General features: G+C 70.4%; 24 protein-coding genes and 1 tRNA gene. 11 read left to right on the top strand and 14 right to left on the bottom strand.

Annotated features, from left to right (window positions below; all coding sequences use genetic code 11):
• Window positions 1-232: 232 nt before the first annotated feature.
• The gene (locus F8O04_RS01040; RefSeq protein ID WP_188726350.1) at window positions 233-1,750 is read right to left on the bottom strand and encodes a J domain-containing protein; all 1,518 of its coding nucleotides are present in this window, start codon (window positions 1,748-1,750) and stop codon (window positions 233-235) included.
• Window positions 1,751-1,765: 15 nt separating this feature from the next.
• A complete protein-coding gene (gene proC / locus F8O04_RS01035) occupies window positions 1,766-2,653 on the bottom strand; it encodes a pyrroline-5-carboxylate reductase (protein ID WP_308420195.1) in 888 nt (295 codons plus the stop codon).
• A gap of 226 nt (window positions 2,654-2,879) precedes the next feature.
• Between proC and F8O04_RS01030 the strand changes: the two genes are divergently transcribed.
• Window positions 2,880-3,176: a hypothetical protein gene (locus F8O04_RS01030; protein ID WP_158027473.1), complete on the top strand. Its 297-nt coding sequence runs from the start codon at window positions 2,880-2,882 to the stop codon at window positions 3,174-3,176.
• A 68-nt stretch (window positions 3,177-3,244) separates the two neighbouring features.
• Here F8O04_RS01030 and F8O04_RS01025 read toward each other — a convergent pair whose 3' ends face one another.
• Window positions 3,245-5,053, bottom strand: coding sequence for a CocE/NonD family hydrolase (locus F8O04_RS01025; RefSeq protein WP_158027472.1), 1,809 nt, complete (start codon window positions 5,051-5,053; stop codon window positions 3,245-3,247).
• Window positions 5,050-6,162 carry an LLM class flavin-dependent oxidoreductase gene (locus F8O04_RS01020; protein WP_158027471.1) on the bottom strand — a complete coding sequence of 371 codons (1,113 nt, stop codon included), beginning with the start codon at window positions 6,160-6,162 and terminating at the stop codon, window positions 5,050-5,052. Before F8O04_RS01020 ends, F8O04_RS01025 begins: the two co-directional genes overlap by 4 nt.
• Window positions 6,163-6,445: 283 nt before the next feature.
• Here F8O04_RS01020 and F8O04_RS01015 point away from each other — a divergent pair, with 283 nt between their 5' ends.
• Complete coding sequence (locus F8O04_RS01015) at window positions 6,446-7,291, top strand: SDR family oxidoreductase (protein ID WP_158027470.1); 846 nt, start codon at window positions 6,446-6,448, stop codon at window positions 7,289-7,291.
• 63 nt (window positions 7,292-7,354) lie between these two features.
• Here the strand turns inward: F8O04_RS01015 and F8O04_RS01010 are convergent, their stop codons facing one another.
• Together F8O04_RS01010 and F8O04_RS01005 are read right to left on the bottom strand one after the other, a co-directional pair.
• The gene (locus tag F8O04_RS01010) at window positions 7,355-9,127 is read right to left on the bottom strand and encodes a helix-turn-helix domain-containing protein (protein WP_158027469.1); all 1,773 of its coding nucleotides are present in this window, start codon (window positions 9,125-9,127) and stop codon (window positions 7,355-7,357) included.
• Window positions 9,128-9,181: 54 nt separating this feature from the next.
• On the bottom strand, window positions 9,182-9,703 hold the full coding sequence (locus F8O04_RS01005; RefSeq protein ID WP_263971330.1) for a nucleoside deaminase: 522 nt from the start codon (window positions 9,701-9,703) through the stop codon (window positions 9,182-9,184).
• Between the two features lie 168 nt (window positions 9,704-9,871).
• On the opposite strand from F8O04_RS01005, the gene upp reads away from it, so the two are divergent.
• The 3 genes from upp (at window position 9,872) to F8O04_RS00990 (ending at window position 12,499) form a co-directional block, all read left to right on the top strand.
• Window positions 9,872-10,507: a uracil phosphoribosyltransferase gene (gene upp / locus F8O04_RS01000; protein WP_158027468.1), complete on the top strand. Its 636-nt coding sequence runs from the start codon at window positions 9,872-9,874 to the stop codon at window positions 10,505-10,507.
• A gap of 655 nt (window positions 10,508-11,162) precedes the next feature.
• Window positions 11,163-11,891 carry a winged helix-turn-helix domain-containing protein gene (locus F8O04_RS00995; protein WP_225734790.1) on the top strand — a complete coding sequence of 243 codons (729 nt, stop codon included), beginning with the start codon at window positions 11,163-11,165 and terminating at the stop codon, window positions 11,889-11,891.
• A 68-nt stretch (window positions 11,892-11,959) separates the two neighbouring features.
• On the top strand, window positions 11,960-12,499 hold the full coding sequence (locus F8O04_RS00990) for a MarR family winged helix-turn-helix transcriptional regulator (protein WP_158027466.1): 540 nt from the start codon (window positions 11,960-11,962) through the stop codon (window positions 12,497-12,499).
• A gap of 71 nt (window positions 12,500-12,570) precedes the next feature.
• Here the strand turns inward: F8O04_RS00990 and F8O04_RS00985 are convergent, their stop codons facing one another.
• The gene (locus F8O04_RS00985) at window positions 12,571-13,074 is read right to left on the bottom strand and encodes a hypothetical protein (RefSeq protein ID WP_158027465.1); all 504 of its coding nucleotides are present in this window, start codon (window positions 13,072-13,074) and stop codon (window positions 12,571-12,573) included.
• 102 nt (window positions 13,075-13,176) lie between these two features.
• On the opposite strand from F8O04_RS00985, the gene F8O04_RS00980 reads away from it, so the two are divergent.
• A complete protein-coding gene (locus F8O04_RS00980) occupies window positions 13,177-13,509 on the top strand; it encodes a hypothetical protein (RefSeq protein WP_158027464.1) in 333 nt (110 codons plus the stop codon).
• Between the two features lie 35 nt (window positions 13,510-13,544).
• Here the strand turns inward: F8O04_RS00980 and F8O04_RS00975 are convergent, their stop codons facing one another.
• Window positions 13,545-14,657, bottom strand: coding sequence for a VIT1/CCC1 transporter family protein (locus F8O04_RS00975; protein WP_158027463.1), 1,113 nt, complete (start codon window positions 14,655-14,657; stop codon window positions 13,545-13,547).
• Window positions 14,658-14,745: 88 nt separating this feature from the next.
• On the opposite strand from F8O04_RS00975, the gene F8O04_RS00970 reads away from it, so the two are divergent.
• A complete protein-coding gene (locus F8O04_RS00970) occupies window positions 14,746-15,972 on the top strand; it encodes a cation:proton antiporter (RefSeq protein ID WP_158027462.1) in 1,227 nt (408 codons plus the stop codon).
• Here the strand turns inward: F8O04_RS00970 and dcd are convergent.
• Window positions 15,969-16,574: a dCTP deaminase gene (dcd, locus tag F8O04_RS00965; protein WP_158027461.1), complete on the bottom strand. Its 606-nt coding sequence runs from the start codon at window positions 16,572-16,574 to the stop codon at window positions 15,969-15,971. The two genes, F8O04_RS00970 and dcd, sit on opposite strands and share 4 nt — an antisense overlap.
• Before the next feature lie 156 nt (window positions 16,575-16,730).
• On the opposite strand from dcd, the gene F8O04_RS00960 reads away from it, so the two are divergent.
• A tRNA-Gly gene (locus tag F8O04_RS00960) sits at window positions 16,731-16,804 on the top strand.
• Between the two features lie 40 nt (window positions 16,805-16,844).
• Here the strand turns inward: F8O04_RS00960 and F8O04_RS00955 are convergent.
• Window positions 16,845-17,807 (bottom strand): RNA polymerase sigma-70 factor, encoded by a 963-nt coding sequence (locus F8O04_RS00955; protein WP_225734789.1) that lies wholly within the window; start codon window positions 17,805-17,807, stop codon window positions 16,845-16,847.
• A gap of 5 nt (window positions 17,808-17,812) precedes the next feature.
• Complete coding sequence (locus F8O04_RS00950) at window positions 17,813-18,265, bottom strand: DUF6069 family protein (RefSeq protein WP_158027460.1); 453 nt, start codon at window positions 18,263-18,265, stop codon at window positions 17,813-17,815.
• Between the two features lie 301 nt (window positions 18,266-18,566).
• Here F8O04_RS00950 and F8O04_RS00945 point away from each other — a divergent pair, with 301 nt between their 5' ends.
• Window positions 18,567-20,105, top strand: coding sequence for a hypothetical protein (locus F8O04_RS00945; protein WP_158027459.1), 1,539 nt, complete (start codon window positions 18,567-18,569; stop codon window positions 20,103-20,105).
• A gap of 69 nt (window positions 20,106-20,174) precedes the next feature.
• Window positions 20,175-22,274, top strand: coding sequence for a glycosyltransferase (locus F8O04_RS00940; protein WP_158027458.1), 2,100 nt, complete (start codon window positions 20,175-20,177; stop codon window positions 22,272-22,274).
• Window positions 22,275-22,336: 62 nt separating this feature from the next.
• Here F8O04_RS00940 and F8O04_RS00935 read toward each other — a convergent pair whose 3' ends face one another.
• Genes F8O04_RS00935 through F8O04_RS00925 form a run of 3 tightly spaced genes read right to left on the bottom strand, consistent with a single transcriptional unit; the run spans window position 22,337 to window position 25,570 of the window.
• Complete coding sequence (locus F8O04_RS00935; protein ID WP_158027457.1) at window positions 22,337-22,846, bottom strand: hypothetical protein; 510 nt, start codon at window positions 22,844-22,846, stop codon at window positions 22,337-22,339.
• A gap of 4 nt (window positions 22,847-22,850) precedes the next feature.
• The gene (locus tag F8O04_RS00930; RefSeq protein ID WP_158027456.1) at window positions 22,851-24,401 is read right to left on the bottom strand and encodes a tripartite tricarboxylate transporter permease; all 1,551 of its coding nucleotides are present in this window, start codon (window positions 24,399-24,401) and stop codon (window positions 22,851-22,853) included.
• A gap of 56 nt (window positions 24,402-24,457) precedes the next feature.
• Window positions 24,458-25,570, bottom strand: coding sequence for a Bug family tripartite tricarboxylate transporter substrate binding protein (locus F8O04_RS00925; protein WP_158027455.1), 1,113 nt, complete (start codon window positions 25,568-25,570; stop codon window positions 24,458-24,460).
• A gap of 134 nt (window positions 25,571-25,704) precedes the next feature.
• Between F8O04_RS00925 and F8O04_RS00920 the strand changes: the two genes are divergently transcribed.
• Window positions 25,705-26,694, top strand: coding sequence for a malonyl-CoA decarboxylase domain-containing protein (locus F8O04_RS00920; RefSeq protein WP_158027454.1), 990 nt, complete (start codon window positions 25,705-25,707; stop codon window positions 26,692-26,694).

The raw sequence follows: 26,694 nt of genomic DNA, 5'->3' as shown, positions 1-26,694 counted from the left end.
GGGTTCGTGGCAATCTCGAGCGGTTTCGAGCGGGGATGCGCTCATCCCGACGGCCCGCTTTCATCTTATGTCGGCGGAGAGGTCGGGCTTTGGACGACAGCGAGGGTACGCGACGCGCCGGCACGGGATGCTCAAAAGGCGCGAGCGCGGGGGCGCGGGGACCGTCGGGCCGTCGGAGGCGTTTCGGCACCCGGCCGCAGGCGGGGCGCGCGCCGCAGGCGGGGCGCGCGCCTCAGGCGCGGTGCCGCAGCAGGTCTCGCAGCAGCAGGCGGTCGACGCGCTCGCCCTCGGGTGCCAGCCAATCGCCGACCTCCCGGAGCGTGTCATTCAGGGTCGCGAGGCGGACGCGCTGCCAGGTGCGGCTGGTGTCGACGTTCAGATCGCCCTCGCTTTCAGGCAGCACCGTGATCCACCCCTTGACCCTCGCGGTCTCGCCGAAGAGCCGGTGGAACCGCTCGACGACGTGCGGGAACTCGGCGGCGGCCGAAGCCACGTCTTCGCCGTCGCGGGTGACCATGCCGTTTGCGCCGACGCCGTAGGTTCCCGGCGCCCAAAGCTGCGCGTCGATGAGGGCGATGCTGCGCCCCGCGATAACGGCGTGCGCGACCGTGCCGAGCCCTGCCGCCCTGAGACCGTGCACGATCCGCACTCCCGGCATGCGCTGCAGCTGTCCCAGCGCCTCGCCGACCACCTGCTGCGCGAGCTTCGCGCGCATGGGGTTCACGCTGATCGGAGTGTCCTCGCCGCCCATCGCGGTCTGGCCGGGCCGGCCCCACACTCTCGAGCGGTCGTCGAGCGGGGGCGCCGACTCCGCGGCGAGGGAGACGAGCAGCCGGTCACGCAGCACGGCGCGGGTGCGGGGCGCGAACGTGTGCCACAGTGCGAAGGCGGTGGCCGCATAGGCGCCGAACACCGCCACCTGAACGATGCTGCGCAGGAACACGGCATCCGTGAACAGCTCGGGCGAGACCGCCAGCGAGAACAGTGCGATGACCAGCGCGAACGCCGACATACCGATCGACACCGCGAGCGTCACGACGTAGGCGACGCGCGCGAACACGCGGGCGCGTACGAGCACGCGGCACAGCATCCACCCTGCGCCGAGAAGAGCGAAGACCGCGATCGCGGGCCACAGCGACAGGGCGTCGCCCCCGAACGGATCGGGCAATCGCCACTCGGCGATCGATCCCGGGAGCGTGAGCAGGAGTGTCCCGGCCACGAGCACGAGCGCGTGCGCGAGCAGCACGGCGAGCTCGCGCGCACGCAGCGGGGGCAGCGCGGCGACCGCCGGCGGCCACTGCAGGGGCGCGTCACTCCATGCGGTGCGGTACCACGCCATGCGCCGCACGTCGGTTCGTGGTTTCGGGATGCGGTCCGGTGGCGGCGTCTCGGCCCGCGGAACGAAGGTGCCCGGCGGGCGGCGCGCCCCCGCCGGGCCGGTCGATTCGCGCCGCGCCGCGCCGCGGCCTCCGGGCCCCGCCTGGGCGCCACGTCGCTGCATGCGCAACCGCCTGGCGCCGCCCCTGGTGCGCCGTTCGAGCCAGACGTCGTGCTCGGCTCGAAGCTCCGGGTCAGTGAGCACCTCGACCGCGAGCCGAACGCGCACGAACGCCTCCGATGAGCCACCGAGATCCGGGTGCGCCTCTCGCTGTTTCAGGCGTGCGGCGCGGCGGATCTCGTCGTCATCGGCGCCGCGTGCGACGCCGAGGACGGCGTAGGCGTCCTCCGTGAACTCGTGCCCCCGTGCCATCGCGCTCATCGCCGATCAGGAGTTCTCGGCCGCGAGTTCGTTGGAGCGCTGAATGTTGGCGCGCACGGCCCGCTCGATGAGGTCTCCGAGGCCGCCCTGCTGCAAGACGGCGATCGCACGCTCGGTCGTGCCGCCGGGGCTGGTGACGCGATGACGCAGCTCGGACGGCTCGGTCTCGGGCGCCGCCGCGAGCATGGCACCGGCGCCGCGCACGGTTCCGACGGCGAGGGTTCGCGCCCGCTCGGCGTCGAGTCCGAGCACCTCGGCGGTGCGCATGAGCTCTTCGACGACAAGGTAGACATAGGCGGGCCCGGAGCCCGAGATGCCCGTCACGATGTCGAGCTGCGCCTCATAGACCTCCACGACGTCACCGACCGCCTCGAAGAGCGCGCGGGCATCGGCGATTGCGCGATCGTCCGCCGTGGTGCCGCGGGCGATGCCGGTGACTCCGAGGCCGAGCGTTGCCGGTGTGTTCGGCATGGCGCGTACGACGCGCGTGCCGGGCGCGAGGCGCCGCTCGATCGATTCGATCGTGACGCCCGCGGCCACCGAGACGACCACGGCATCCGGGGAGATCGCGTCGCGCACCTCGTCGAGCAGGTCGGCGATCATGCCCGGCTTCACGCCGAGGACGACGACGCCGGCGCCGAGCGCCGCGTCGACGTTCGCCGTCGGGGTGTTCTCGAGCGCGTGCGCGATGACCCGCTCGCTCCGGTGGGTCGCCGCCCGTGCCTCGGTGCGGTTCGTGACGCGGATCGGCTCGGTCGGCCCGTAGCCGGGTCGCGTGAGCCCTGCGAGCACGGCGCCCGACATATTGCCGACGCCGAGCATCGCGATCGTCGGCAGCGACGTGGATGCGTGGGGCTGGGCGGGGCGGTCGGCTGCTGAATCGGAGGCGGTCACGCAGCGATTCTAGGCGCGGACCCCTCGCGGCCTGCCGCGCCTGGCCGCAACCGCCGAGCAGCGCGGTGCTCAGGCGACGAGCATGTTCTGGTCATTACTGTGGCGTGATCTTGGAAGGCGCCGCCTGTGGGGAACATGCAACGTTTTCCCACGATCATTGTTCGATTCGACCGAGCTTGCGTGGGCTCGACGGGTACCCTGGGACCACCACTGCGAAAGGGACACCGTGACCACTGAGACCGTCGAGAAGATCCGCGCCGCACTCCTTGAGAGCCCCTACATCGGCGAGGTGCTCGAGGTGTCCGCCGGTTCCGACGACGAGGGCCAGACCTTCGCAGGCGTGCGCGTCACGGTCGCCAACGTGCCGTCGATCGACGCGCTGGGGCCGGTCGTCGCCGACTTCCGGGGCTCGGTTCGCGGGGTGATCGGCGAGCATGCGTGCGTGTACGTCGAGATCGCCGTCGACCACGAGAACGTCGAGACCGTCTCGACCGAGAAGATCGTCATCCGCGGGGCCAACTGACCGCGCACGGATGCGCCCGGCGCGTCGTCCTTCATTTCGCGTCATCCCAGAGACGCCGCAGGTCCCGGTCACGACGGGCCGGTTGACGCCGGGCCGGTTGACGCGGGGATCAGCGGCAGCACGACGTGTGATGGGAAGGCAGTGCAGTGGTGGATGTGCTGCGTTGCCCTGGCCCCCGATCCGGGCTCGACGAGTGCGTTGTTCCCGGCGCCGCCCTGGTTGACGTCCCAGTTCGGGTACGACGAACTCGCGATATCGATGCGGATGCGGTGCCCCGCCGCGAAGCACCAGCTCGTGGCCCACAGATCGATGCGCAGCTCGGTGACCTCGCCGGGCGTGACGGGCTTCGCCTCGTCCTGCCCATCGCGGAACTTCGCCCGCACGACGCCGTCGACGACACCGATGGCGCGCCCGTCGGGATACACGTCGACAAGACGGGCGACGAAGTCGGCGTCGTCGGCGCTCGTGGCGGCGTGCAGCACGACCTCGACCGGACCCGTCACCTCGGTGTCGGCAGCAAGGGGCTCGCCGGTGAAGCGCAGCACGTCGTCGCGGCCATCGAGCGGTCGCTGATCGCGAGGGCCCGCGGTCCACTGGTTGCCGCCGTCGAGACCGCCGGCCATGATGCCCGACTGGCCGCCGATCATCGGCACCGGGTCGGCAGGATCGTGCACGTACGACGTCGAGGCGTCCGCGGCGGCGGCATCCACGTCTGGAACCGCTGGTCCGAGCCCGCCGCCCGGCTGCAGGTACCACGGCGTGAAGGTCGTTCGGGCGAGCGGCCATTCGTGCTCGTCGCGCCAGCCGTCGTTCATGACGTAGAGGCGAATGGGCGGGCCGGCGATCTGGGCGCCGGCCGCGGTCGCCGCCGCAAAGTCGGTCACGATCCCCTCGAGGCCGAGGCCGGCCGCCGACGCGGGCGGTCCGAATGACAGGTCTCCGACCGTACCGCTCTGATCGGTGTGCTGCCAGGGGCCGACGATGAGGCGCTGCCCATCGCGGGCGCGCTCGGTCGCGGCGCGCTCGCGAAGGGTCGCGAAATTGCTGATCGTGCCGCCAAGGAAGAGATCGAACCAGCCGCCGACGTGCAGGCCGGGCACGGCGACCTCGGCGCGGCGGTCGCGGTAGCTCACGCTCGGCCAGTAGTCGCCCGTCGTGTCGTTCGTCGTCCACGTGCGCCACGTCGGCAGCACTTCGCTGAGCACCGGCGCATCCGCCAGGCGCGTTCTCGTGACCGAGCCGTACGGGTCGGCGGCGTGCGCGCCGAACGCCGCGAACAGCGGCCCGACCTGCTCTCCGTGCTGTGCGCGGTACGTAATGCTCTGCAGGGCTTTCATCGTGTACCAGCCCGTCAGCTGGCCCAGTTGGAATGCGCCGCCGCGGTAGGCGAGGCGGGTCTGATAGTCGTCGGGCGTGACGACGGGGATGATCCCGGCCAGGGCATCCGGCCGGTGCACCGCCGCGGCGAGCTGCACCATGCCCGAATACGACGCGCCGTACATCACGACCGTGCCGTTCGAGAACGGCAGGGTGCCGCACCAGTCGATCGCGTCGAGGGTGTCGGTCGCCTCGGTCTCGAACGGCACGAACTTGCCGTCCGAGTCAGCCGTGCCGCGGCAGTCCTGGACGACGACCGCGAAGCCGGCCCCGAGCAGCGGGGCGATCGGCAGACCGCGGGTGAGCGGTTCGCCGTAGGGATTGCGCACGAGCACGATCGGCTGCGTGCGCCGGCCGGCGAGGCGATGCACGACCGACCGCAGCACGACGCCGTCGCGGGCCGCCATCGGCACGCCCTGGTCGACGATGCGGCGCGTCACGCCGGGCACGGTCCCGCTGCCGGCGGCGTCGCCGAGGGTGGCCTGCTCCTGTTGGGTCACGCCGACGCTCCCGACGACGCGAGCTTCTTCTCGGCAACACGCGCGTCGTAAGCGATGCGGGCCTTCGGGGCGACCTCCTCTGCGAACAGGCGCAGGCTCGCCTCGGCCTGGTCGTACGGCATGCCGCCGAACGCGGGCGCGACGACGAGCTCGTACCGCCCGAGGATGCTCTGGATCCAGTCGAGCTTCTCGAGGATCTGCTCGGGCGTGCCGCCGATCGCCGCGTCGGCGTAGTCGCGGCCGGCCTGCTCGACACCGCGCTCGCGGAAGAACTTGGCCTTCTCGTCGTAGCGCTCGTAGCCCTTCTGGGTTGCGAAGTGGGTGCCCGTGAACTCGTAGTGGTCGACGTTCTGCTGCCAGAACGCGCCGACGTGCTTGTACATGCGCTCCTTCGCGACCTCGGGATCGGGGTGGCAGTACATGTTCACGTTGAGGCACACCGGGGCCGGCTCGTCGTCCCACGTCGCGCGCCACTTGTCGTTGAAGAGGTTGAACGTGTCGACGAGCTTGTCGACGGGACGCACGAGGAATGACATCACGCTGATGCGGTTCTTGACCGCCGCGACCATCGACTCCTCCGAGCCGGCGACCGTGTACATGCGGCCGGCGAAGCTCGCGTACGGGCCGGGCTTGATCTGCACCCGCGGCTGCACGTAGTGGGGGCCTGCGCCCTCCATGTGGCCGGTCTCGAGGCCTTGGATGATCATCGGCAGCATCTCGTCGAAGCGCTCGCGCGATTCGCCGACGGGAATTCGCATGCCTTCGAACTCTGAGCGGGCGAGGCCGCGACCCATACCGAAGATCACGCGTCCCTCAGTGAGGTTGTCGAGCAGCATGAGCTTCTCGGCGACGCGCAGCGGGTCGTTCCACGGCAGGATCACCCCGCCCGTGCCGAGCTTGATGCGGACGGTCTTGGCACCGACGTATGCGAGCCACTGCAGGTTGTCGGGGCAGAACGAGTAGTCGGTGAAGTGGTGCTCGACCGCCCAGACGCTGTCGAAGCCGAGCTCCTCCGAGAGCACGGCGAGCCCAGTTTCGTTCTTGACGATGTCGTGCTCCGACACACTCGTGTCGGCACGGCCGAAACCAAAGTTCACTCCGATGTGCATTGGTGATCCTCCTCGCGTTGAGCAACTGCACGGGGCAGCGGATCCGGCCCCAGCACTGTGCGGATACCGCACTGTGTGGTTAACGCTAGAAATTCAGCGCCCGATCTCGGGTCTCAGCCTGAGACGCGCCGCCTCCCACGCGCCGCGTGCGGCAACACCCGGGAACAGGCTCAGATTGAGACGTACGCCACGACCCCGGGTGGGCGAGCCTGAGACGGTCTCGCCGGTGAGCATCAACGCCGGCGGGCCGCGACACCATCGTGTGGGATGAGGAGAGCTCGGCATGGCAGGAATCAGCGATTGGAACGGACGGGTCGCCGTCGTGACGGGCGGAGCGAGCGGCATCGGTCGTGGCATCGCGGAGGCCCTCGTGCGTCACGGCGCGACCGTCATCATCGCCGATCTGGACGAGGACGCCCTCGTGTCCGCCGCGGCCGAGATCGGCGCGTTCCCGGTGCGCACCGACGTGACCGATCCGTCGAGCGTGCAAGCCCTCGCCGACGACGTGGTGGCGTCGCGGGGACGGGTCGACCTCCTCGTCAACAACGCGGGAGTCGGCCCCGAATCGCCGATCTCGTCGATCGCCCTGGCCGACTGGAAGTGGGTGCTCGACGTCAATCTGTGGGGCGTCATCCACGGCATCCACGCATTCCTCCCCCATCTGCGGGCGAACCCCGACGGTGCATGGCTCGTCAATACCTCGTCGATGTCGATGTTCCTGTCGCCACCCGGATTCGCCCCCTACGTCGCGAGCAAGGCGGCCGTCGACGCGCTCAGCCACGTCCTTCGCGCCGAGTTCGAGACGGACGGCGTGGGAATCGGTGTCACCGTGCTGCACCCCGGCACCGTGTCGACGAACATCAAGCACAGCCTGCGCAGCCGGCCGCCCGAGCTTGACGGCGGCAGCGGCCTGACCGAGGTCGACCTGGCGGAGCGCCTGCCGACGGCGCGCTGGGTCACGCCCGCCGAGGTCGGCGAGCTGGTCGTGCGCAGCATCGAGCGCGGCGACGCGTATGCCTTCACCCACCCCGAGCTGCGCCCCCGGCTCGAGGCCGGCTTCGCGAGCGTGACATCGGCCCTGGCTCGGGAGACGACCAACCTCACCGGCGCGACCGAGACGGCATCCTGATCAGCACCTCGCGGCGAACACGGTGCAGGTTCCCTGCGCCGCAGCTCGCGCCAGCGCCGACCGTCAGCGCCGACTCGACGGGATGGAGATCTCGAACTGCTTGAGCTTGCGGTACAGGGTCGCGCGCGAGATGCCGAGCGATCTCGCCGCGTCGTCCCTGTTCCAAGCGGCGTCGCGAAGGCCCTCGAGGATCGTCTCTCGCTCGAGCCGCTCGAGCTTCGTCGTCGCCCCTGCCCGGGCATCGACGAGCACGCTCGGCGGGATGTCCTCGAGGCGGATCTCATTCGTCGAGGCACGCATCGCGGCCGTCAGGAGGACGCGCCGGAGTTGCGAGACGTTTCCCGGCCATCGCTGGCGCGACAGCGCCGCGAGCGCGTCGGGCGAGCAACGGGTCGGCAGTTCGTCGAACCCGGCTCCCCCGACCTCTGCGAGGATCCGCGCCACGATCATCCGGAACTCGTCCCGGCGCTCACGCAGCGGTGTCCGTGCGGTCACGACCGCGAAGTGGTCGTCCATCGGCGAGCGGCCGGCCCCGACCGTGGTCCCGGCCACGGTCGCCACGAACCACGCCGACGACCTCGCGGCGATGTGCACGATCTCGGCAGCGAGTGCGGGGGCGAGCTGGTCGAGATGCGCGATGACCACCGCGGGCGATGTCCCGGCGGCGTTGCGGAGCCGCATGAGCCACGCGTCGGGATCACGCTCCGCCAAGCGGGCGTCGAAGGTTACGCCGTCGCCGGCACAAGCCTCGACCGCCAGGGTGCGCCTCCCGCTTCCCGCCTCGCCGACGATGCACGCGTCGGCGCCGGCGCGTCGCGCTCGCCGCAGCATCTCGAGCGGGTCCGAGTTCGGGGTTCCGCGGCGTCGAGCGGGCGAGGCCGGTTGAAGGAGATGGGCGATGGCGCCGACGCTCCCGTCGGACAGGGTCACGCGCGAGACGCGTAGCTGCAGCCGCCCCTCTCCCCCGTCGGCGCTCGTTATCTCGAACTCCGGTTCGTCCGTCTCCTGCGCGCTGTCGAGCGCGCGCTGCGCGATGGATTCGAGGCCAACTCCGTGGGCCGTCAGCTGGCGAGCCGCCCTGTTGGCGATCAGCAGGTCGTCACCGACCGCGATGGCCGCGCGCGAGGGACGCACCGAGAGACGCGAATAGCGCGCGAGCAGTTCCCGTCCCGCGCCTGCGGCGAGCTCGCGCAAGCGATCCTCGATATCGGCAGCGGCATTACAGGTGAATGGCAGCATGACGCTCGACGCCTGCGGGACTCGGCACAGCAACATGAGGCTGCCGCAGTGCCGCCCCTGCGCGTCGCGGATCGGCGCTCCGACCGAGACGAGCATCTGCTCGCATTCTCGAAAGTGCTCCGGGCCAACGACCACGAAGGGCTCAAACCGCTCGGTCGCGATCGAGGACCCGTTCGTGCCGACCTTCGACTCCGAAAAGAGCGCACCCGGCTGGGCTCCGCGATTGGCGGCGATGGCGCACTGCTCGGTGTCGCCGACCACCGGGCTCAGCAGGGCGCACTCCCGGTCGAGGAGCATCATCCATGCGCGCGAGTCTTCGAGCTGCGCCCCGAGTCGCCGCATGACCGGCTCAGCCGCGGCTCGGAGCCGCTTCGAGCGTCCCCCCACATCGAGAAGCGGAAGCTCGCTCGCGTTCGGGTCGACACCGCTCTCGAGTGATCGCCGCCATGACTGCGAGATCTCCGTACGCAGGCCGGGATCACGCGCGCCTGCGGCATTCGCGAAGAACGCCTCGCGCGCACGGCGAAGGCGGCCCAGTCCGGCACCGTCGACGCGGAGGGCTGCGCGCGAGCGTCCGAGTGCAGAGCTCGTCTCCATGGTGCTCCTTCATCGTCGCCGCGCGACGTTGCGCGGCGTGCGGGAAGGATCAGTCTAACGAGCCAGCCCGGGGCGGCGCATGCCGGTCGCATTTTGAGACACGGGGATGGAAGAGCTCTCCGCGCGGAAGAACGACCGCGTCAGCTCGGCGCATTCGTCGGCCAGTACGCCCGCGACGACCGTCGCGGTCGCCGGGAGTCGCCCATCGCGTACGAGGTCGTAGACGGAGCCCACCGCGCCGGCCTTGTCGTCCCAGGCGCCGTACACGACGGTCGAGACTCGGGCCGCGAGCAGTGCGCCCGCGCACATGGCGCAGGGTTCCAGCGTGACCACGAGCGTGCACCCCTGGAGGCGCCAGCCGTCCTCGCGGGCGACGGCGGCGGACCGGAGGGCGTTCACCTCGGCGTGGCCGGTCGGATCGCCGGCGGCCTCGCGCGTGTTGCGGCCGCGCGCGATGACGATTCCTCGCGGGTCGACGACGACGGCACCGATCGGCACGTCACCCGTCGCGAGCGCCGCACGCGCCTCGACGAGCGCCATCCGCATGAGCGCCTCGTGCTCGGGGGTCGCGCGCACCGGTCCTCCCTCGTCGGCGTGGCGCGGTCAGGTGTCACGGCCCGCCGTTCGCCGAATTCTCGCATGCGCACCGGTGACGCGTGCCTCATGGTGCACCAGCTGCACGTCGGGCGCTTCGCCCTTCGGGCGGCGACCCGGCAACCTGAAGGCCCCCACTACGCTGAGCCCATGCGTGTGCACGTTGCCGACCATCCCCTCGTCACCCACAAGCTGTCGGTGCTGCGTGATCGCGCCACCCAGGCGCCTGCGTTCCGCGAACTCGTCGCCGAGCTCGTGGCGCTCCTGAGCTACGAGGCCACGCGCGACATGCGGGTGACCGAGGTCGAGGTCGAAACGCCCGTCGCGACCACGACTGGCGTGAAAATCAGCGAGCCGCTTCCGCTCGCCGTGCCCATCATTCGCGCCGGGCTCGGGATGCTCGACGGCTTCGTGAAGATCGTGCCCGCGTGCGAGGTGGGCTTCGTCGGCATCGTGCGCGACGAGACCACCCTGCAACCGCAGACCTATGCCAAACGCCTGCCGGAAGACCTCTCGAACCGGCAGTGCTTCGTGCTCGATCCCATGCTCGCGACGGGCGGCTCGCTCAGCGCAACCGTGCAGTTCCTCTTCGATGCGGGTGCGAGCGACGTGACGGCCATCTGCCTCGTCGCCGCTCCCGAGGGGGTGCAGCGCATGAACCGGGACTTCGGGGACAAGAACGTCACGATCGTGCTCGGCGCGCTCGACGAGTCCCTCAATGACGACGGCTACATCGTCCCCGGCCTCGGCGACGCAGGAGACCGGCTCTACGGGACCGCCGAGTAGCCGCCCGGCGGCCGCGATCCAGCGCGGCCACGGACCACGCGGGCCGGACGCCCGGTCCGGTATTCCGGCCTTCCGTCACGCGGCGTCATCGTTTGACAGGCACTTTCATGCGCGGTCATACTTGCCCGCATGACGAACACGACGCGACCCATGCCCGCCCGCGCGGCGAAGGGGAACGCCGGCATGATGCTGCCCGGCTTCGCGTGCTGTCGAATGTGTCGCTGAGGCACCGCACTCCCGTGCGTTCACGCTCGCGACACCGTCACCTGCGCTCATCGTCGCGCACCGCGGCCTCGTTGCCGCGCTTCCCGCTCCATGGCCGTGCCACGGCCGGGGCCCCTCGTCGCCGGGCCGACTCAACACCGGCGACCAGCAGCATCTTCAAGGACTCCGATCAATGCCGACCGCTCCCATCACGACCGACCCACGCGCCGCCGCCCCCGCGAGCGCGCGCATCACGGACATCGCCGCACGCCCGGGCCACCGCCGGCTCGCGCCGCTCGATCGCCCAGGCGGCCCGCAACACGCGGCCATCGCGATCCAACCGAACCGCACAGCTCGCTCGACCACCTCGCAACGACCCGTGAACGCACCGCCGAGCGCCCAGGGTCCACAGCGTCCGCACCCGACCACGGGGACGCGACCGCTCCCACCCGTGCATCCGAATCCCAGCATCCCGGGTGCCGGCGCGGGCGCCGCACCGACGCCGGCGGGCCCGCAGCGCCAGCCCGCGGGTCCGGGCGCAGCTTCCCCCGTCCCAGGCGAGAACGCCCCGGGGCAGAACACCTCTGCGCGTGAGGCGCGCGGCTTCGTGCTGTACGTGGGGCTCGACGAGGCGAAGGCGAAGCTCGACAACACCACGCTGACCAAGCTCGTCGAGGCGCTGAAGCGCGTCACGGGCGAGGTCGCTCCGCACGCGGAGACATACGCGGCCGTGGCTCTCGCCCCCAAGGGCACCGGGGGACGAGACATCGACGTCGTGCGGCTCGCCCTGGGCGAGCCGCAAGCGCTGGCCGAGTACTACGGCACGTCGCCCGAGCAGGAGCAGCCGACCGGCGTGACGATCGACACGACGCGCCGCCGCGTCCTCCTCGGCGGCGAGAACGTGGGCCTCACGTACAAGGAGTTCGAGCTGCTGCAGGCGCTCGTGCTGCGCGAGGGCCGCACGGTCGATCGTGCCGAGATCATCGATACGCTCTGGCGGGATGCTCCGGACGAGCGGCCGAACGACCGGACCATCGACGTGCACGTGCGCCGTCTGCGCTCGAAGCTCGGACCGTACGCCGACATCGTTCGCACGGTGCGCGGCACCGGCTACCGGTTCGACCGCCACGCCGATGTCGAGGTGCTGTACTCGATGGCGCACTCGCCCGACCGGTTCTAGCCGGCCTGAGAGCCCGCGCCAGGTCGCGTTGACCCTGGCAGCGGCGACGGCGATTATGATGCATCTTCATGGGATCATCCGACGCGGCCGTCGACGCCTGGGAGGCGCTGTTTCGCGCCCAGGTTTCGATCATGCGCGACCTGCGCGACGACTTCTCCGCAACGGGCATGTCGATCAACGAGTACGACGTCCTGTTCAACATCGTGCGTGAACCGGACCACCGGGTTCGCCTCCGTGACCTGAACCGCAGCGTGCTCATCACGCAGTCGTCGGTGTCTCGCCTCATCGACCGACTGGCGGAGCGCGGGCTCGTCGAGAAGTCGAACGACCCCGACGACGCCCGTGGCACGATCGCCGGCGTCACGCGCCGGGGCCGTGCGGAGTTCGCGAGGGTCGCGAAGGTGCACATGCGGAACATTCGCGCGCGTGTCGGGGATGTCCTCGATACGGACGAACTCGCGCAGCTGCAGGCGATCTGCACCAAGCTGCTCGTGGCGTCGCCCGCCTGCGAGATGCAGGAGGGCGATCCGACCGACGAACCGGCGCCCTCGCTCGTCGCGCGGGTCGACGAGCGCGATCTCGCGCCCGAGCAGGACGACCCCGCGTAAGCGAGCGCCGATCGAGCTCTGGCCCTTGAGCCCGGACGCCGGCAGCGGGCGTCGCCTGCGGACGCCGCCTGCTACGGGCGGGACGCCGCCTCAGCGCGCACGATCGACGTCGCGGCTCCGCGCAGTGTTGCGTACGCCGCTGCGGCGATGGCACACGCCGGTGTGTGGAAGTCGATGCCGAACTCGCACAGTGCGTCGACCACCGCGCCCGCGACGAGCTCATCCCCGGCCATCGGCCGCAGCACTCCATCGCGCCCGCCGCTCGCGCTCCCCGACGACTCCTCGCTCGGCCACTCGCCGCCGACGGCGATGATGGCGATCGATGCCCGTTCCGCGAGCGCCAACTGGGCCTCGTAGGCGGCTCGCGCCGCGTCGACCGCGGTGCCGAGGTCGGCGCGCAGCACGATCCCGGCCGTTCCCTCGCCCGAACGCGCGGCGGCTCGTTCCCCCGCCAACGCGACGATGGCATCCGCGCGGATGCTCGGGACAGCAGCCGCGACGATCGTCACATGGGCCGCGGTCGCCTCGAGCCCGCGCACGCCCCACTCGAGCACCACCTGAAACGCCGCCGACATGCCGGCGACACTACCTCGCACTGGGCGCCCCGGGTTTTCGGGGCTCGTGGCGTCGAGGCATCGTCCGTAGCGTGGTGCGCATCCCCCGACGATGGAGCCACGATGCACCCCCGCGCAACTCTCACGTCTTCGGACTGCGACGCCCGACGCCATGTCACCGCGTCGGTTGCCTTCGCGGTCGCCGTGCTGCTGCTCACCCTCGCAGCCGCACCCCCCGATACGGCGCCCCGCCTCTCGGCTCCCGGCCACGCGGTCTCCCAGGCGGTCGCGCCGGTCCACTCATCCGTCGGCGCCCATCCCGCTCCGGCGCGGGGGCCGGCCGACGGCCCGGGTCGCGACGACATCGGGCTCGTCCGCGTCAGCGAGCAGTTGCGCGACGCCGCGTCGCAGCTCATGCTCGCGTGCGAAACGCTCGTCGAGCGGTTCGCCCACTGACTCGGGGCCCCACCTCGCCCACGGAGCGGGACCGGCTACCCCGCCGCGACTCCGAAGAGCAGGCCGAGCACGTAGGTCACCGCCGCTGCGCCGTACCCGATGAGCAGTTGGCGAAGCGCGCGCTTCCACGGTGACGCCCCGGAGAGCACGCCGACGACGGCGCCCGTCACAAGCAGGGCGACCCCGACAACGGTGGCCGAGACGGCAATGGCCGGGAGGCCGCTCATGCCGAAGATCACGGGCAGCACGGGGATGATCGCGCCGACGGCGAAGTAGCAGAAGCTCGTGAGCGCGGCGCTCCACGCGGTACCGAGCTCTTCGTGCTCGTCGGCGGCGCTGAGTTGCACGGGCCCCGACTCGGGCGAGGCCCCCTGCATGCGGATCATGCGCTCAGCGCGCTGGATCGCATCGGCCTCGCTCATGCCACGTGCGCGGTACACGAGGGCGAGCTCGTTGGCGTCGACATCGAGGCGAGGAATGAGCGAGGGGGTCTCGGGGTTCGGGTTCGAGGCGTGCAGCAGCTCGCGCTGCGAGCGAACCGACACGTACTCGCCCGCCCCCATCGAGAGCGCGCCCGCGAGCAGCCCCGAGATGCCGGTGGCGAGCACGATCCAGTTGCTGACCCCGGTGGCGCTGATGCCGAGCACGAGGGCGAGGTTCGAGACGAGGCCGTCGTTGGCGCCGAAGACGGCGGCGCGGAACGAGCCCGACATGCGCGAGCGGCTGCGCATTGCGAGGCCGCGCACGACTTCTTCGTGGATGCGCTCGTCGGCCGCCATCGTCGGCGTCGCGTCGCCCTCGGTCGCGTAGGGCGAGCGCGCCTCGGTCTGCTGCATCAGCGCGAGCACGAACACCGAGCCGAACCGGCGGGCAAGCGCGCCGATGAGCCGCGTGCTGAGGTCGGCCTTCGCGCGGCCGTGCCCGTGCTCGCCGAGCAGTGCGCGCCAGTGCGCCTCGTGGCGCCCCTCCGCCTCGGCGAGTTCGAGCAGGATGTCGCGCTCCTCGCCGTCGCGACGGCTCGCGATGTCGCGGTACACGGCTGCTTCGGCGCGCTCGTTGGCGAGGTAGCGGCGCCACCGGCGGAGATCGGCCTGCGTGGGCTGCCGACTGAGATCGCCGTCTCCTGGGGACGCGGTCGGAGGTGTCACCCGCCAAGCCTAACGGCGTAGTCCGCCGTCGCGGAGGTCGGCGCTACGCTCAACCTCACCAGCCCGCGCCCCTTTCCCGGGAGGCACCTTGACGTTCGCCACGCTCGCCCTCATCTGCGCCGTCGCGCTCATCGGCCCGCTGCTGGCGGCTCCGCGAGGCCTTCCGGTGCTGGTCGTTGTCGGCGAGCTCGCGGTCGGCGTCATCCTGGGCACGACCGGATTCGGCATCCTCGACCCACACGACACCACGTTCGAACTTTTCGCCGACATCGGGTTCGCCCTCGTGATGTTCGTGGCCGGGTCGAGCGTGCCCCTCGTCGACTCGACGCTGCGACGCGGCGTGGGCATCGGCGCCCTGCGCGCGGGAATCGTCGGTGCCGTCGCCCTGCCGCTCGGCTTCGGCCTCGACGCCCTCTTCGGCACGGGCCACGGGCCCCTCTACGCCGTGCTCATCGCCTCATCGTCGGCCGCGTTCATCGTGCCCGCGTTGAAGGGCGGTTCGACCGACGACGGCGAGCGGTTCTCCGAGACCGGCGAGCCCGAGCACGATCCGCGGCTCCCCCCGGAGCCCGGCACGATCGGCAAGACCGTCGCCCAGCTGCTGCCGCAGGTCGCGATCGCCGACGCCGTCTGCATCCTGTTGCTGCCGCTCGCGATCGACCCGCCGCGGGCCGGAACGGCGGCGATGGGTGCGCTGCTCGTGATCGCGGCCGCCGCCGCGGTCTTCGGGGTGCTGTGGTGGACCGAGCGCACCGGCGCGCGCAAGCGCGTGAAGCGGGTGAGCGAAGACCGCGGTCTCGCGATCGAGCTTCGGGCGTCGCTCGCCATCCTGTTCGCACTCGCCGCGATCGCGACCTGGTCTCAGGTGTCGATCATGCTCGCCGGATTCGCGTTCGGCCTCGCCGTCGCGGCGGTCGGGCCGCCGCGACGGCTCACGAAGCAACTGTTCGCACTCACCGAGGGCTTCTTCGCCCCCATCTTCTACGTGTGGCTCGGGGCGTCGCTCGGTCTGCGGTCGTTGTTCGAGCATCCCGAGAGCATCCTGCTCGGCTTCGCGCTGGGCGTCGCGGCCGTCGTCGCCCACGCCGCCGGCGTTGTCACGAGGCAGCGACCGTCGGCGGCGATCCTCACGTCGGCGCAGCTCGGAGTGCCCATCGCGGCGGCGACGACCGGGCTGTCGCTCGGCGTCTTCGATCCCGGCGAGGATGCTTCGCTGCTGTTGAGCGCCATCGTAACGATCGCGGTGTGCACGCTCGCGGCGGTTCGCGTCAACCGCGCCCAACGGCGCGATGCCGAGGACGCCGGATCGGGCTAACCGCCGGCCGCGCCCGCATCGGTGACGCTCACGTCGACGCGCGAGAAGTTCATCCACGAGCGCGATGCCGTCGGCCCGCGCTGGCCGAGATACCTCGACTGGTGCGCTGCCGAGCCGTACGGCTCCTCCGCGGCGCTCGAGAGTTGGAAGAAGCAGAGCTGCCCGATCTTCATGCCGGGCCAGAGCTTGATGGGCAACGTTGCGACGTTCGAGAGCTCGAGTGTGACGTGCCCCGTGAACCCGGGGTCGACGAAACCCGCCGTCGAGTGGGTGAGCAGCCCGAGCCGGCCGAGCGAGCTCTTCCCCTCGAGGCGAGCCGCGAAGGCCGTACCGAGTGAGACCTGCTCGAAGGTCGAGGCCAGCACGAACTCGCCGGGGTGCAGCACGAAGGGCTCGTCGGCACCCGCTTCGACGAGGCGCGTGAGCTCTGGCTGCTCTTCGCTGGGGTCGATGTACGGGTAGCGGTGGTTGTCGAACAACCGGAAGTAGCGGTCGAGCCGCACGTCGACCGACGAGGGCTGCACCATGGCGGGGTCGTACGGGTCGAGGCCGATGTCGCCGGCGTCGATGCCGGCCTTGATGTCGCGGTCGCTGAGCAGCACGCGTTCAGCGTACTTGGGTCGGAGCGCCGACGAATGCGCCGGCGGCCACCGCGGGCGGGGCACGGTCGAGGGTGCTCGATGCACCGAGAACACCGGGCGGGCGTCGTGTATGCTCGTGCGGCGACGTCACCGGCCGATCGGCCCGAGCGGCGTTCCGCGGATGTAGTTCAATGGTAGAACCTCAGCTTCCCAAGCTGATGGCGCGGGTTCGATTCCCGTCATCCGCTCCACGCGCATCCGCGCCGCTGCCTGGTTCTTGGGCAGCGGCGTTCACGGCCAGGCGGCGAGCGGGCCCGTCCCCCGCCCTGCCAAGCGGCGCGCCTTCGCGACGTCCTCATGCACCCGCCACGCATCCGCCACCGGTCCGAGGTGGGCAAGCTTGTCCGGGTTCACCACTATCCGGATCACCTGCACGGTTCCGTCCGCGATCTCGAGCACGATCGTGTTGAGTACGCGTCCGGCCGAGTCGGTCATGAGTGCGCCAGGGGCGCCGTTGATCTCGCGCCGCTGCATGCCCATGCCGACGGCCGCCGAGGGGGCCGAGAGCGAGGCGAGCAACCGGGCGATCTTGTCAGCACCGATGATCCGTCGCGGCAGCGAAGGAGCCTTGCCTCCGCTGTCGGAGGTCAACGTCGCGTCGGCTGCCAGCAGTTCGGTGAGCGAGGCCAGGTCGCCCTCGCGAAAAGCGCCGAAGAAACGGTCGGCAAGCTCTGCGCCCGCTGCCCGGTTGGCATTGAACCGGGCCCGCCCTTCCCCCATGTGGCGGCGTGCGCGGGCGGCGACCTGCCGGCACGCCGGCTCGGAGCGTCCCATGATGCCGGCAATCTCGGCGTATTCGTGGCCGAACACGTCACGGAGGACGAACACGGCGCGCTCGAGTGGGCTCAGACGCTCGAGGAGCACGAGCGCAGCCATCGTCATCGAGTCGGCGAGCTCGGCGGCGTGTGCCGGGTCGTCGTATGGATCGGCTATGAGCGGCTCGGGTAGCCAGTCGCCGACGTAGTGCTCGCGCCGTTTCCGCGCCGACCGCAGCACGTCGATGCAGAGGCGCGAAACGACGGTCGTCAGAAACGCGCGCGGTGAACGCGGTGCGGGGTCGGCATCCTGAAACCGCGGCCAGGCCTCTTGTACGGCGTCTTCCGCGTCGCTCACGCTGCCGAGCATGCGGTAGGCGATCGAGAACAGCATCGGACGCAACTGCTCGAACGTCGATACTCGATCGTGGAGTTCCACGCGACTCACCTCCGTCGGGTCACCGCGATCGACGATACGAGATACGCGGCCGACGACGTAACGTGCATTGCGGCCAGCAGCACACCGGGGAGCGCGTCATACGACTTCAGAAGCGGTCCGAGAGCGGATGCGACGCCGACAGCCGTGAAAGCGATGGTGGTGATCAGGGCGCCCCGTCGCGTCCAGCGGGCGATGAGTGCGGTGACGGCAACCCCGAGCACCACGGGCAGCGCCGATTTCCACACGACGTCGTACGGGGGCACGACGTGGCGTGGGTTTTCGTCACTCTGGTGCAGGACGAACTCGCCGCCGGCAAGCACGCCGACGCCGTACAGTGCGCAATTCGCAGCGGTTGCAAGCGCCACGAGCAGGGCGGTGGTCGCGATCGGGCGGCTCCGGGCGATGGATGCTTCGACGGGCGTCGTGGCGGACGTCGGGGCGGGCGTCGTGGTCGGCATGGGGTGTCCTTTCCTCGGTTGCCCTTTATGACGATGCAGCGCACGCCGCTGTGACATCGACTCGATGCCGAGCCGGCAGACGACGCCATGAAGGCCGGGATGCCGCGGCGCGGGGTGCGCGATGTACGCACGCGGAGTGATCTTGCGTGCGTCGCAAGTCGTCGCAGCATGGCCCGTGTGACGGCCGCGATGACCCGGATCCTAGACTTGGCGGACGCCACCGCGCGCCACTGCGCGCCACTCCTCGACGGAACCGGCCGCAACTTCGCGCTGGAACCGCCCACGCCGACCGGGAGCCACTGTGACCGAACGCCACGACCGCAACGACATAACGGGCGACGGCGACGGCAGAAGCGACGATGCGAGTACCTCAGAGCGGGGCGGCTTCGGCTCGAGCGACTACTCGGCTCCCAAGCTCTACGAGTCGTCCGATTTCCTCTCGAAGTACACGTCGCCGACGTTGCCCGCGGATACGGGCAGCTCCGACGCCGAGGCGACGGAGACCGACACGTCTGCGAGCGGCGAGTACACGGTCTCCTTCGATTCGTCCGGCGATGCGGCCTCGTTGGCGGCCTCAGACACCCCGTCGAGCGATAACGCGGGCGACGCCGAACGAGCGACCCCGGGGCACGCGGACGACGATCGTCAGGACAGCCGCGACGGCGACCCCGATGGCGACCCCGACGACGAGACCGCGAGGCGTCAGCTGCTCGAGCAGTTCGACTCGGTCGCTCGGCGGCTCGAAGCTCAGGGGGCCGCTGCCGCCGGCAGTACCGCCACGACGTTGCGGATTGTCGCGCACCGAGCGGCCAATGCCGACGCGCCCGAGCTGCCGGCCGGCGCTTGGACGCCCGACGACGGTTCATCGCCGACCGTCGCCAGCGCCACCAGCAAGGGCCCGCACAACACGCGCGAGTCGAACAACGGCACACCGAAGAAGAGCTCGAACCTCACCATCTTTTTGGCCGTCGGGCTGCTCGTCGTCGCCCTGTTCAACGCCCCCGGATTCGTGTGGCCGGCGGGCATCGTCCTCGGCATCGCCGCGATCATCCAGATCGCGAATCCGACCGGCTCGAAATCGCGCGGCATCGTGGCCCTCGTGATCATCGCGATCACGCTCGTCGTGCAGATCGTCGTTTCGACGGGAGCGCTGAGCGGCGGGCTGGGCGGCGGGGCTGGGAGCGGCAGCGAGGCGACCCTCGACGTCGACGCCAACCCCACCGTCGAGGGGTCGGGCAACGCCGTTCTCGATGTCGTTCTCCCCGACGGAGACGGCGTGCCCGCGGTCATCGAGGTGACGAGCACGGGTGAAACCGTGCGGATCTCCGAGATCGATGCCGAGCGTGAAGACAGCTGGCGGGTGTACACGAGCTACCGGCAGGAGACCGGTCTCGCGCCCATCAATACGTCGGCGGATGTGCCGACCGTCGCCCTCGAGATCGAGTCGAGCGGCGACTGGGTTCTCACGCTCCGCTCGGTCACGTCGCTTCGTTCGTTCGACGAGACGATCACCGGCAGCAAGAACGATCTCGTCTACTACACGGGCGACGGCGGCGACGCGGTGTTCACGCTCACGCCCGACGACAGCGTCAGCATCGACACCTACGCCGCCGACGACGACTGGTGGTTCAGCAACGGCGGCATCACCTCCTTCACGCGGCCGTTCGAATCGGGCCCCGTGCTCATCCAGATCGAGGCCTACGACGAATGGGCGATCTCGGTGGAACCCGCCGATGACCTCGCGGCCGGTGGAGCGGGAGCCACCGACGCGCCCGCGGACAGCGCGGATGCCGCCGGCGGGTCGCCCGACGAGATCGCCGACGCCGTTCCCACCGAGTAGGCCCCGCACGCGACGGCTCGGCACGCCTACGTACGGCGGGGCACCGGCGGCTCTCTAGGCTGGTGCCCAATGATCGCCACGAAGGGTGGGCAAATGCGTCTCGCGATTCTCTGCATGCACACGTCGCCGTGGGCACGACTCGGGTCGGCCGACGCGGGTGGCATGAACGTCGTGCTGCGCAACCTCACGAGCGAGTTCGCGGCGCGCGGCCACGACGTCCACGTGTATGTACGGCGCATGGACCCGCTCGCACCCACCGTCACCACCGTGGTACCCGGGCTCTCGCTGCACCAGATCGACGCGGGGCCGGCCGAGGTGCTGCCGAAAAGCTCGATCGACGAGTGGATCGGCGAGTACACGGAAGCGCTGCGAGGTGAGCCCGCGCCTGACCTCGTGCACTCGCACCACTGGATGAGCGCCATGGCGGGGCTCGAGCTCGCGCGCGAGTGGGGCGTGCCCCATGTCGTGAGCTACCACTCGGTCGCCGCACGCAAGGGGGAGCAGCTCGGCGAGGGCGAGCCTCCGGAGTCGCCGGGGCGTGTGCCGGGCGAGGCGCGCGCGGCCCGCGAGGCCAACGCGATCGTGACCGTCAGCATCGCTGAGGCGCACACGGTCGAGCGAATCGGCGCCGACCCGGCAAAGATCCGCGTGATCCGGCCGGGCGTCGATCTCGAAATGTTCCGGCCCGACGAGCGGTCGAAGTGCGCGGAGCAGTCGCCCTACGTGCTGTTCGCAGCCAGGCTGCAGCCGCTCAAGGCGGCCGACCTGGCCGTCGAGGCGATCGCGGGGTTCTCGGCCGATGCGGCATCGCCGTCGCCCCACCTGCGCATCGTCGGCGACGCCGCGAAAGACTTCACCGAGTACGACGAATCGCTCAACGAGCTCATCGATCGTCACGGTATCGCCGACCGCGTCGAGCGCGTCGGCGGGCTCGAGCGCGATGACTTCGTACCGCTCATGCAGTGCGCGAGCCTCGTGCTCGTTCCGAGCTACAGCGAGACCTTCGGGCTCGTCGCGCTCGAGGCCGCCGCGTGCGGCGTTCCGACGGTCTCGGCTCCCTCCGGCGGACTGCACGAGGCGACCGTCTGCGGCGTGAGTGGCGTCATCGTGCCGGGACGCGTGCCGAGCCGCTGGCGCGAGGTCGTCTCGAGTCTTCTGGCCGATCACGAGGCCCGCACCGCGCTCGGCCGGTCGGCACGGGCGTGGGCCGAGACGCAGAGCTGGGGGCGCGCTGCGGAGGCGCACCTCGATTTCTACGCCGGGCTCGTGGCGGGGCGGTCGCCGGCCGATCTCATCGCCGAGGCCAAGGGCGCCGATGGGCCGGATGCTCCTCGGCTGGCGATCGAGCGCGAGACGCGCGAGCGCGACCACGCGGCCATCTTCGGCGACGCCCGGCGCGTGCTCCTCGTGCACGCGCATCCCGACGACGAGACCCTCACGACGGGGCCGCTCGCCGCCTGGCTCGCCTCGCGCGGCGTCGCTGTGGATCTCCTGACCGCATCCCGCGGCGAACAGGGCCAAGTGCGCGCCGAGGCGAGCGACGCGCTCGAGTCGCACGAGCCCGGGGCGCACGCCGACGCCGTGGCGGCCGCCCGCGAACGTGAGCTCGACGCAGCCTGCGACGCGCTCGGGATCTCGACGCGCACCTGGCTGGGCGAGGGCTCGGCGCGCGCGGACGGGCTCGAGCCGCGCCGATACGCGGACTCGGGCATGATCTGGGTGAGCGACGGCGTCGCCGGCCCGGTGCCGGATCCCGCCCCCGACTCGATCGCGAAGGCGTCGATCGGCGAGCTTTCGGGCGATATCGAGGCCCACCTCACCGCGACGCGCCCGGACGTGGTGGTCGTCTATGACCGCGACGGCGGCTACGGCCATCCCGACCATGTTCGTCTGCACACGGCCACTCGCGTCGCCGCCGACCGCGCCGGCATCGCCGCGGTCGAGATCGTGACGACGGGACTCGCGGCGACACCGACCCCTCCGGACCGCGTCTCGCCGGCCCCGTACGGCGCGCACCGCTGGCTGCACCTGCCCGAGTTCGAGGATCAGGTGCGCCGCGCGCTCGCCGCCTACGGCACACAACTCACCATCGCCGGTCCCGACGTCGTGCACGTCGGCGGACAGTTCGACCCGCTCACGACGAGCATCTGCCTGCAGCGCGTGTCGTAGCCGCCGGCGCGCCGTCGACGAGTCGCGAGCCGGTCCCGCCGAGGCGGGCGCCGGCACCCCGTCTATCCCCAGCCAGTCAGCAGGGCCGGGGGAACGCGGATCTGCAGGAGCACGATGAGCCCGTTGACGACGACACCGAACACGATCACGGAGACGATGCAGAACACCCAACTGCGTTTTCCCGAGAATCGCAGCACGCAGAACAGCCACACGAGTGAGGCATAGAAGAACGGCACGACGAGGCTGACAGCCGGCAGCGCGACGAACCACGCGATCCAGACGAGCACGCGGCGGCGCACGGCGGACCGCTCGCCGGCGTCGTCGCTGTCCGCGACATCGGCGATGGATGCGCCGAGGTCGGTCACCTCGTCATCGACGGCCGACCTGCCCGTCAGCACCTTCCGAAGATCGACGCCGAGCGCGTATGCCGACGACAGCGCGCCGGCTACCGCGACGAAGGCGGGGAACCAGTAGGTCGGGCGCTCGATCGAACCCAGCGAGATGATCGCCGCTCCGACGAACACGAGGAACACGACCGCCGTCGCGGCGACTCTCGCAATGCTGAGACTCATCGGATCACGCCCCCTCTCGGTCTCGCGTCGTGGCGGCCTTCGACGGCAGGAACCGGCCCGCTGCCCGCCGCACGAGCCGCTGGAAGCCACCGGTCGACCCGGCGAACCCCGCAGCGAGCGTCGCTATCACCAGCACGCCGAGCACGATCGTCGCCGGTTGCGCGAGCCACGACCACTCGTAGCGGCTGACCGAGATCCAGAGGTAGTTCTCGGCGCCCTGGCCGAGCACGAAGCCGATGATGAGCGGCGGCCGCGGCCACTTGATGACCTGCATGCCCCACGAGAGGAGCGCGATGATGACGACCAGGACGATGTCGCCCCAGTGGACCCCCGACTGATACGCGGCGAGCAGCATGATGACGATGAGGAACGGCGCATAGCTGTAGGGCTTGAGCCTGGTGAGCTTGCTCAGCGGGCCGGCGAGTGCCGCGCTGCCGATGGCGCCGAGGGCATTGGCGAGGGCGAGCGTCCACACGAACATGAAGATGAGATAGAGGTTTTCGGGCCGCAGCATGGTCGGACCCGTCGCGACGCCCATCGTCGCGAGCCCGCCGAGCAGGATCGCGGCGGTCGCGCTGCCGGGGATGCCGAACATGAAGGTGGGCACGAGCACGCCGCCGTCCTTCGCATTGTTCGCGGCCTCCGGCGCGATGACGCCACGGATGTCGCCCTTGCCGAAGTTGTCGCGATCCGTGCGCACGAGGCGCTTCGTCGCCCCGTAGGCGAGCCAGTCGATGACGCTGCCGCCGATGCCCGGAACGATGCCGAGCAGCGTGCCGAGGAGACTGTTGCCGACGACGAGCCGTTTGTGACGAACCACGACCTCGCGAGCGCCCCGCAGCACACCGCCCCTCGAGTAGGGCATGTGCTCGGCGACCGCCGTTCCGCGAACGAGCAGCGACAGCACCGACGGCAGCGCGAAGAAGCCGATCGCGAGCACCGCGAGATCGATGCCGTCGAACAGGTAAACGATCTCGCCGACGAAGCGGTAGTCGCCAGTCATGCCCGCACTGCCGATCGTCGCGAGCAGCATGCCGAGGAACGCCGAGATGAGCGACGGGGCGATTGGCCCCCTCGTGATGACCACGATGAGGGACATGCCCAGCAGCGCCATCATGAACAGCTGCGGCGAGCCGATCCCGACGATGAGGGGGCGCGCGAGCGGGATGAGCAGAAAGAGCGCGACCGCTCCGATGATGCCGCCGATCATGTTGGCGGTGAACGCCGCCCCGAGAGCCACATTGCCGAGCCCCTTGCGTGCCATCGGGTAACCGTCGACGACGGTGGCCTGCGACGCAGCCGTGCCGGGCACACCCATGAGCACGGAGGGGAACGTGTCGCCGATCGTCGTGGCCGCGTTGAGCCCTATGAGCATGCCGATCCCGCTCGCCGGCGGCATCCCCACGATGAGCGGCAAAAGGACGGCCATGCCGGTAATGCCACCGAGCCCGGGGATGAGCCCCAGGATGAGCCCGAGCACCACGCCGACCACGAGCCAGATGAGGTGCTCGGGGCTCAAGATCATCTGCAGCGCTTCGAGCGCCGATTCGAGCATGTGGCCCTACTCTCCCGGGATACGCATGCGCGCGCACGCGCGAACGTGCGATTCGGTCATCGCGACGAGACCTCGTCGATGTAGTCGCTGATCCACTGCACCTGCTCGGGCGTGAGGTTGCGTGCCGCAACGAGCGACGCCTCCGCCTCCTCTCCGAGCTGCACAGGAGGCTCCTCGCCGAGCAGCTGCCCGGCCTCCTCGAGGAAACCCTCGTCGACGACCACCTGAGCCATCGCGGCGTGCAGGGCGTCCTTCGCCTCCTGCGGCGCGTCGCCGTGGACCCAGTAGTTGCGCAGCAGATTGGTCTGCGCCGTGGTCACGGCGCGGTAGATGTCCCACCCCATCCCGGCGGCAGTTTCACCGGTGACCATCTCGTAGGCCTCAGGCATGGTCGGCAGATCCGGGAACGCCGGGTCGCGCTGCACCTCGTCGCCGACGACGTACCCCTGCGTCATGAGGGGCGTCACATCACCGTCTTCTTCGAGCGGGAGCACGTTGTTGAGGTAGTGCGACGAGGTGACGTTGCCCATGCTCAGCTCACCGCGCAGCACCGCCGCGGTGACCGACCCGCCACCGTCATAGCCCATGAGCGGCGTGAAGCCGGCGATACCGAGCTGCTCGAGGGCGAAGACGCGCACGGCCTCCGACGCGTTGAGCTCCATGCCACCGTAAAAGAACGGGCCGGGCCCCGTGACGAGGTCGTCGAGGGAGGTCACACCGGCCTCGACGCTGCCGAAGATCGACATGCCACCTCCGAACGCGGCGACCGTCTCGAAGCCTTCGGGATCGAACTCCACGCCCTCGGTGTCGATCAGGCTCGAGACGAGGATGCCGCCTGAACCCATCGCGAGGGTGAGGCCGTCGTCGTGGCTGGCGCGTTCGAACCGGTTGAGGCCCTCCTTCTGGCCGCCACCCGGCACGTTCTCGACGACGACCTCTGGGTTGCCCTCGAGATACTGCGACAGGTAGCCCGCCAGCATGCGGCTGAAGGTGTCGGATGCGCCTCCGGCATCGAAGGGAACGATCATCGTGATGCGTTCGCCCTCGTAGTAGGCACCGCCGCCGTCTCCGCCACCTCCCTGCTGATTGGTGACCCCGCAGCCGGTGATCGCCAGCAGTGTCGTGGCGGCCACGGCGGTGGCCAGGAGTCCTCTGCGTTTCGGTGACATCGTCGTCGCCCCTCGTGAAGTGAAACGTCGGTTATTCGCAGTTCCGGCGCGAACGTCGTCGTTCACGCCATGCAACATCGGCAGTATTGCATACAATCTATGGGTGGTGCTATACATTAATTGAGGGGGCATCAATGACGACACACCCGATTCGGCCGCTGGCGCATGGCGACACAGCACGTAACGCCACACCGGCCGCCGCCGGCCACGCCCGCGGTGTTCGCGACCCGCTGAGCCTCGCCGGGCAGCGTGCCGCGCTCCTCGCCGGTCCCGCCGCGGGCACCCGCAACGGCGAGCCGAGCAGGGTTCCAGATACGACCAGCCGGGGGCTGGGTGACGCCACGTTGCCGAGCACCGAAACGCGACTGCGGGCCGCCCTCGCCGACGAGTTCGCGCCCCGGCGCCTTGACGTGCGCCAGATCACCGCGGCTGACTCAGACTCCCTCCTCGACTGGCTCGTGGGACACGAGGCCGTGCACCCGATCGCCGACGACGCCGAACTCCTCCGTCGCCTGAACCCTGCCGACCGGCTCGTCTACGGCCTGTTCCATCCAGCACTGCCGGACGAGCCCGTCGCGTTCACGTCGATCGCCCTCACGGCCCGCCCGTCTGCGTCGATCGGCGAGCTGCTCGCGACCGACCGCGTGCCGATCGACCCAGCCGAGGCCACGATCGCGGTCTTCTACTCGATCTCGACCTGCCACGCGGGACTCCGGGGACTCGGCCTCGGGCGCACGATGCTCGCCGGGGCCCTTGGGCGAGTCTCCGCGACGCTGCCCTCCATCCGTCACACCGTGACGCTCTCCCCGGCCCCCGCGCTGCGGGCCTGGCTGGCCCATGCCGCCGCGGAGCAGGGAGACGCCTCGCCTCCCGCCCTGACGCAGGACGCGCTCGCCGCCGGGAAGCGCCCGCCCCCCGCGCTCCTGAACGACGTCGTCGAACGATTCGTCGCCGACGCGGTCCGCCACGGTGACGCCCCTTGCGACCCCGTTGCTCGTTTCCACCTCCGCAATGGCGCTCGCCTGGATCGCGTGCTCCCGGGCGCCGATTCCTCGGCGGTGGCCTTCGAACGGTCATTCGGCGTCATGGTGAGCTACCGCTACGACGGGCAGGCCGCGCGATGA

This window comes from Pseudoclavibacter endophyticus (assembly GCF_008831085.1).
Lineage (GTDB): Bacteria > Actinomycetota > Actinomycetes > Actinomycetales > Microbacteriaceae > Pseudoclavibacter > Pseudoclavibacter endophyticus.
The sequence above is the reverse complement of the archived record's forward strand: the minus strand, read 5'-3'. Positions and strand labels throughout refer to the sequence as shown.

Coding starts and splice junctions, on each gene's coding strand:
- F8O04_RS01040 (WP_188726350.1), bottom strand. CDS start 1,750: ATGGCACGGGGGCACGAGTTCACGGAGGACGCCTACGCCGTCCTCGGC.
- F8O04_RS01020 (WP_158027471.1), bottom strand. CDS start 6,162: ATGCACATCGGAGTGAACTTTGGTTTCGGCCGTGCCGACACGAGTGTG.
- F8O04_RS01015 (WP_158027470.1), top strand. CDS start 6,446: ATGGCAGGAATCAGCGATTGGAACGGACGGGTCGCCGTCGTGACGGGC.
- F8O04_RS01010 (WP_158027469.1), bottom strand. CDS start 9,127: ATGGAGACGAGCTCTGCACTCGGACGCTCGCGCGCAGCCCTCCGCGTC.
- upp (WP_158027468.1), top strand. CDS start 9,872: ATGCGTGTGCACGTTGCCGACCATCCCCTCGTCACCCACAAGCTGTCG.
- F8O04_RS00990 (WP_158027466.1), top strand. CDS start 11,960: ATGGGATCATCCGACGCGGCCGTCGACGCCTGGGAGGCGCTGTTTCGC.
- F8O04_RS00985 (WP_158027465.1), bottom strand. CDS start 13,074: ATGTCGGCGGCGTTTCAGGTGGTGCTCGAGTGGGGCGTGCGCGGGCTC.
- F8O04_RS00980 (WP_158027464.1), top strand. CDS start 13,177: ATGCACCCCCGCGCAACTCTCACGTCTTCGGACTGCGACGCCCGACGC.
- F8O04_RS00950 (WP_158027460.1), bottom strand. CDS start 18,265: ATGCCGACCACGACGCCCGCCCCGACGTCCGCCACGACGCCCGTCGAA.
- F8O04_RS00940 (WP_158027458.1), top strand. CDS start 20,175: ATGATCGCCACGAAGGGTGGGCAAATGCGTCTCGCGATTCTCTGCATG.
- F8O04_RS00935 (WP_158027457.1), bottom strand. CDS start 22,846: ATGAGTCTCAGCATTGCGAGAGTCGCCGCGACGGCGGTCGTGTTCCTC.
- F8O04_RS00930 (WP_158027456.1), bottom strand. CDS start 24,401: ATGCTCGAATCGGCGCTCGAAGCGCTGCAGATGATCTTGAGCCCCGAG.
- F8O04_RS00925 (WP_158027455.1), bottom strand. CDS start 25,570: ATGTCACCGAAACGCAGAGGACTCCTGGCCACCGCCGTGGCCGCCACG.
- F8O04_RS00920 (WP_158027454.1), top strand. CDS start 25,705: ATGACGACACACCCGATTCGGCCGCTGGCGCATGGCGACACAGCACGT.